5 protein-coding genes and 2 pseudogenes are annotated in these 5,000 nt (G+C 68.4%); all 7 read right to left on the reverse strand.

Features of this window, described 5'->3' with window-relative positions:
• Nucleotides 1-1,523: protein kinase domain-containing protein (locus CV1CTNOD_RS11435; protein WP_207386360.1), on the reverse strand; the 1,523-nt coding region annotated here is incomplete at its 3' end.
• A 527-nt stretch (nt 1,524-2,050) separates the two neighbouring features.
• Entirely contained in the window at nt 2,051-2,560 is a 510-nt protein-coding gene (locus tag CV1CTNOD_RS25685; RefSeq protein ID WP_207386361.1) for a hypothetical protein, read from the reverse strand.
• Nucleotides 2,561-2,604: 44 nt separating this feature from the next.
• Nucleotides 2,605-2,871 (reverse strand): annotated as a pseudogene (locus CV1CTNOD_RS28270) (WD40 repeat domain-containing protein); the annotation flags it as partial.
• Nucleotides 2,872-3,265: 394 nt separating this feature from the next.
• Nucleotides 3,266-3,607 carry a site-specific integrase gene (locus CV1CTNOD_RS11445; protein WP_131786092.1) on the reverse strand — a complete coding sequence of 114 codons (342 nt, stop codon included), beginning with the start codon at nt 3,605-3,607 and terminating at the stop codon, nt 3,266-3,268.
• 3 nt (nt 3,608-3,610) lie between these two features.
• Nucleotides 3,611-3,847, reverse strand: a pseudogene (locus CV1CTNOD_RS11450) (DDE-type integrase/transposase/recombinase); the annotation flags it as partial.
• Nucleotides 3,848-4,087: 240 nt separating this feature from the next.
• The gene (locus CV1CTNOD_RS11455) at nt 4,088-4,468 is read right to left on the reverse strand and encodes a PIN domain-containing protein (protein ID WP_131786094.1); all 381 of its coding nucleotides are present in this window, start codon (nt 4,466-4,468) and stop codon (nt 4,088-4,090) included.
• A 53-nt stretch (nt 4,469-4,521) separates the two neighbouring features.
• The gene (locus tag CV1CTNOD_RS11460) at nt 4,522-4,758 is read right to left on the reverse strand and encodes a type II toxin-antitoxin system Phd/YefM family antitoxin (RefSeq protein ID WP_131786095.1); all 237 of its coding nucleotides are present in this window, start codon (nt 4,756-4,758) and stop codon (nt 4,522-4,524) included.
• Nucleotides 4,759-5,000: the final 242 nt, after the last annotated feature.

Consider the following 5,000-nt stretch of genomic DNA (forward strand, 5'->3'; position numbering starts at 1 on the left):
GTGTGTAGGTGGCGGCCGGTGGTCAGCTCCCATACCCGCACCGTCTTGTCCATGTGGCTGCCGGAGAGGGCGTATCGTCCGTCCGCGCTCACATCCACCGAGGACACGATGTGGGTGTGGCCGTGCAGGGTGTGCAGGCACCGGCCGGCGGCACCACCCGCGAGGGCTCGCTGCAGCGACGCATGGACCTCGGTGTCGTCGGGCGCGCTCCGCGCCGCCTCCTCGAGGAGAGGGAGGGCCGAGTCGAGGTCGCCGCGTTCGAGGTGCACCTGGGCGAGCAGGCGCTGCGCCGGCCCGGGGTCTGGTGCGTTCGCGCGGACCGCATCGAGCCTGGCGACGAGCATGTCGTCGGGAATCCTGCCTGCCCGCCAGTGCAGCAGCCCCGCGTTGTACGTCGCCTCCAGGTGCTGCGGGTCGGCGGCCAGCGCCTCGTCGAAGAACCGCTCCGCCTGCTCGGCCCGGCCAAGGTCGAGCATCGACAGCGCGCGGTTGGTCAACTCGTCCGCCCGCAGTCCCGCTCCCCGCGGGGTCTGCCGCGGGAACGCGTGACCCAGCTCCTGCTGGTAGACGCCGGCGAGTTCGGCGGCGATCTCGGCCATGCCTCCCGGCCGGCCGGCGGGGTCGTTCCGTAGACAGCGGGCCAGCAGATCCGCCAGCCGCGCCGGCAGCGGGGGACGGCTCGGGTCGGCCGGGCCGCGGGCGCGGTGGTCGGCGAGGGCGGCGCCGGCCGCCGGCCCGGCCCGCCAGGTCACCTCCCCGGTGACCATCTCCAACACGGTGACGGCGAAGCTCCACACGTCGCTGCGGCGGCCCACCGCCTCGCCCGCCGCCTGCTCCGGCGAGGCGTAGGCGGGCGTCATCCCCCCGCTGCTGACCAGGACGCTCGCGCCGCCGGCCGCGGCCGGCCGCCACCCTGATGCCAGGCCGCGCGTCCGGGCGAGCCCGAAGTCGGTGACCTTCGCCGTGCCCTCACCGTCGAGGAGCACGTTCGCCGGCTTCACATCCTGGTGGACCACCCCCCGGCCGTGCGCATGCTCCAACCCCCAGGCGACCTGGATCGCAATGTCGAGGACGCGGGCCAGCGCCTCGGTCGGCCCGCCCCGGTAGAGCCGGCCGTCGTCGATCCACTCCCGCAGACTCCCGCCGTCGACGTACTCGGCGAACACCCGCGGGATCCCGCCCAGCGTGCGCACGTAATGGCAGCTACACAGATGCGGATGCACCCCGAGCGACACCCAGGTCTCCGCCTCCCGGGTGAAACGCTCCTTGTCCGCCTCGCCGGCGAACAGCTCCGGCCGCGGGCTCTTGACCGCCAGGTCCACGTTCCAGCCCAGGTGACGCACCCGGTGGACCAGACCCATCCCACCCTGCTCATGGACCTGCCTCACCTCATACAGGCCCAGGACACGGTCCCCGACCGCCCAGACGGCGGGAACATCCCCCGCCCCCTCCGAGGACGGCGCAGCCTTCTGCACCGGCGCGGCGGGTTCAGCCGCCAGCTGGGTGGCACCGGCAGGCGGCACCGCAGGCTTCGCTGCCTGTGCTGATGGGACTTTCGGTCGCTCCTCGTGCTCGCCGTCATTTCTGGCCTTCCGGCGGCGTGCCCACCTGAACATCTGTACGAGGCCCTTTCGCCAACCCTCACCGTGTCAACATGTGCGACCCGTCACGTTGCCATCGAGCTTCTGTCCGGCAACACGATCGGAATGAATGTCCTGGTAGCAGGAGACTCGTATGCGGAACCGGCAAGCCGCTCCCTCGGACATGAAGACGGCCCTGGACATTTCCTTCCTACCGCATCGTCCACGACGCGGGCAGGGGCCTACCCCCTCTTTGCCAGGCGCGGTATCCGGTCATCTTTCTGACAGGACCCCGACAGTCCCGCCTCAACGGGCAACACTCTCCGCATATCTCATATACACGTGGGGAGTGTCAAGTTAACGGCTCTGCCAAGATTTTCGTAGCCGTTGATCGTCTTCTCGGTTCCGGTTTTGGTGGGTGGCGCCCATGGTGGCGGCATCACCCGACGCTTCCTCGCATAGCCGGGCAATCAGGGCCGATTCCGCCCGGCACGAACGCAACGCGATGAGGCCCGGCCGTGTGGCCGGCCGGGCCTCATCGCGTCATACGGTTGCTGGAGTCTCGACGAAGTTTTCGAGCGCCTACCCGCCCGGTAGATCGCCTCCCTGGCGCGGCACGTTGAGGAGTGTGCCGGATTGACGGAAGCCGATGGTAAGGTGATCTGCCGGATCGAAGCGGCGTATGTGCTGCGGCCGAGGTTGTTCAGTGACAGGGCGGCGAGCCGGTCGACCTGGCCGCGTACCTGCTGTAACAGCGTGGACTTCCCGGCGCTCCACTCGCCGAGTACCGCGATCGCCAGCGGTGCTTCGGTGCCGGACGCGGCGATCAGCGTGGCCAGCGTGTCCACGTCCTCGGCGATGTCGAGCAGGTCGACGTCGCTGGGCTCGTCGCTGCGTATCCCGGCAAGCACGCCTCGCCGGGACGGGGCCCGCCCCCGGTCGCGGTGCCGCGGACCTGTATCCCGCTGTGACGGTTCCACACCCGGATCGTCTGATCACCCACACTGACGATCTCAAACCCGTCGGGGGTGACGGCCACCGCGGTGACCGTGCCGGTGTGGCCGGTGTGGCCGGTGAGGGTGGCTTGTGTGGTGCCGGTGTCGCGGTCCCAGATCCGTACCGTGCCGTCGTAACCGCCGCTGATGATCTGTCGGCCGTCGGGGTGACGGCCACCGCCCGGACCGTGCCGGTGTGGCCCCAGAATGGGGCTTGGGGTGACGGTTCGCCGGATGGATGCGACATATCCCTCAACGTGGGATGGGTCACAAGCCGGCCGATCGGCGTCCGCGATTCCGCGGCCTCGGACAGGCCGACGGGCGTTGGCTCCGCCCGTGGCGCTCTGTCCCTGGCCCTTCGGCCAATCGCCGACGGGGGCCGACCAGCCTGTTGTGCTGTCTCCGGGAACTCAACCAGGACCGAACCGTTCCTCGCTCGTTGCCCAGGGGTCGGGGCAAGGACTGAAATCAGCCGCGTTTCCGCAGGTAGCGGGCGAGATCGGGGTTCAAGTTCCATCCCCTCAGCTCCACCCACAAAACAGTAGGTCAGCAACGCGGCGCCGTCTTCGAGGCGCACCATGGTGCGCGAAGATTCGGTCCCGAATCTTCGCGTCAGAGCGTTATTTTGATTTAGCATGTTTCGGCTCGAAGGCCGGGTAACCAAATTTTGATCGCTTCGTTCTGCCTGGCTCAGGCTGTCTCCCGTTCGTCCCGGCCGTCGTCTTCCGTTTCGTCCCGCCAGAGCGCTTGGCCCATCGCGCCGGCCGCGTCGTGGAGCAGGGACGGCATGACGTGGCTGTAGACGTTCATGGTGACGCTGATCTGCGAGTGCCCGAGGACCTCCATCACGACCCGTGGATGCTGCCCCTGGGCGAGCAGGAGACTCGCGCTGGTGTGTCGAAGATCATGCAGCCGCACCGGCCGGAGGCCCGCCTTCGCGCACAACGCCTTGAAGGCGCGGATGTCGTTACGGTGTTCGATGGGTCTGTTGCGTTGTGGGAAAGCAGGACATGGCGGACCCTGCCTGAATATTGATCAGACCGCCAGGACGAGCTCGGTGAAGGCAGCCGACAGCCGCAGGTGCGGTTCGGCCTCGACGCCGAGTTCGTAGTGGCCACGGCGGACGTTCTGCACGAAGGCGCGCCCGGAGCTGACCGTTTGGGTGGAACGGAGGCGTTTCAGTCCGCGCATCGGCCGCAGTCCGGCCTTCAGCTGGCTGTGGTCGGATTCGATCCGGTTGTTCGCCCGCCGGGCGTCGACCTGGCCGCGCTCGTTGCGGGCATGCTCGACATCGACTTCGATGTCGAATCGCCACCAGAACTTGCCCAACACCTATGCAAACTATCCGACCGCTTTGCCGACGCGGCCACCGGCCGTAGCCGAAAACCCATGCAAGGATAGGACGGGCACATTGCGGTGCAGGGCTCGAACAGCCGGTTAAGTGACGGCACTCCATAGCGACGCACGGTCTTCCTGGCCACGAGAGACAGGGAGAGCCATGAGGCGAATGCTCTACGGACTGGGCGCATCCGGTACAGGGATCGCGATAACCGTGAGTCCATCGATGCCGGCGAAATCGGCGGGATTGCACGTGTACACCGGGAGATCGTTGGACAGGGCCGTCGCCGCGATCATGGCGTCATAGGCACGGGCCGACGGCTTGCGGCCAGCCCGCCGCAGCGAGGCCGCCACACGTCCGAACGCCCGGGCCGCCGGCGCGTCGAAGGGCAACGGGTCGAAGTCGGCCTCTGCCTGCTGAACATGAGTCTGGAGGGCGGCGCGTTCCCCGTCCGTCGTCGCGACCAGCGGCCCGACCGAAAGCTCGGCCAGCGTGACCGCGGTGATCAGCGGTTCCGCGGGAAGGCTGGCCGGGTCCTCGATCCGCGACAACATGATCACGGTGCTGGTGTCGAGGACTCCACGTTCGTGGTCCACTGGCGGACGTGTCACAGCGCCGGGTCCAGCACACTGTCGATGTCCGCTCTGAGCCGCGCAGGATCGACGGCCGGCAGGCGACGCCACCGTTCCAGGAGCAGGGCTGCCGGCAGGGGACGGCGAGGCAGTGGCCGCAGCTCCGCGACCGCACGGCCGTCCCGGGTCACCGTCAACGACTCCCCGCCCGCGACACGGTCGAGAATCTCGCCGCCGTGGTTGCGCAGATCCCGAACCGCCACCTCCGTCATGATCATGAATGTATCACGCGTGAGACACCACTCGATGGTGCATCCGTAACCCCCCGAAGAGAACGTGCGACGGTCAGCCGAACCCGCCTGCCACGCGCACAGGCCGCGACACCCGCACTACCAGGTCGGCGGAACACATGTTCGATGTCGTTCGACGCGCCCCCGCCTCGGGGTTCACCGCGCATCGTCCCTGGTCAGCATGCGCTTCCCGCCCGGACGGACGGTGATTTCGGGACCTTCAG

The organism is Protofrankia symbiont of Coriaria ruscifolia (assembly GCF_900634745.1).
Lineage (GTDB): Bacteria > Actinomycetota > Actinomycetes > Frankiales > Frankiaceae > Protofrankia > Protofrankia californiensis.

What these genes read in the sequence shown, in the direction of transcription:
- CV1CTNOD_RS11460 (WP_131786095.1), bottom strand. Translation starts at nt 4,758, where the DNA reads ATGACGGAGGTGGCGGTTCGGGATCTGCGCAACCACGGCGGCGAGATT.
- CV1CTNOD_RS11455 (WP_131786094.1), bottom strand. Translation starts at nt 4,468, where the DNA reads ATGTTGTCGCGGATCGAGGACCCGGCCAGCCTTCCCGCGGAACCGCTG.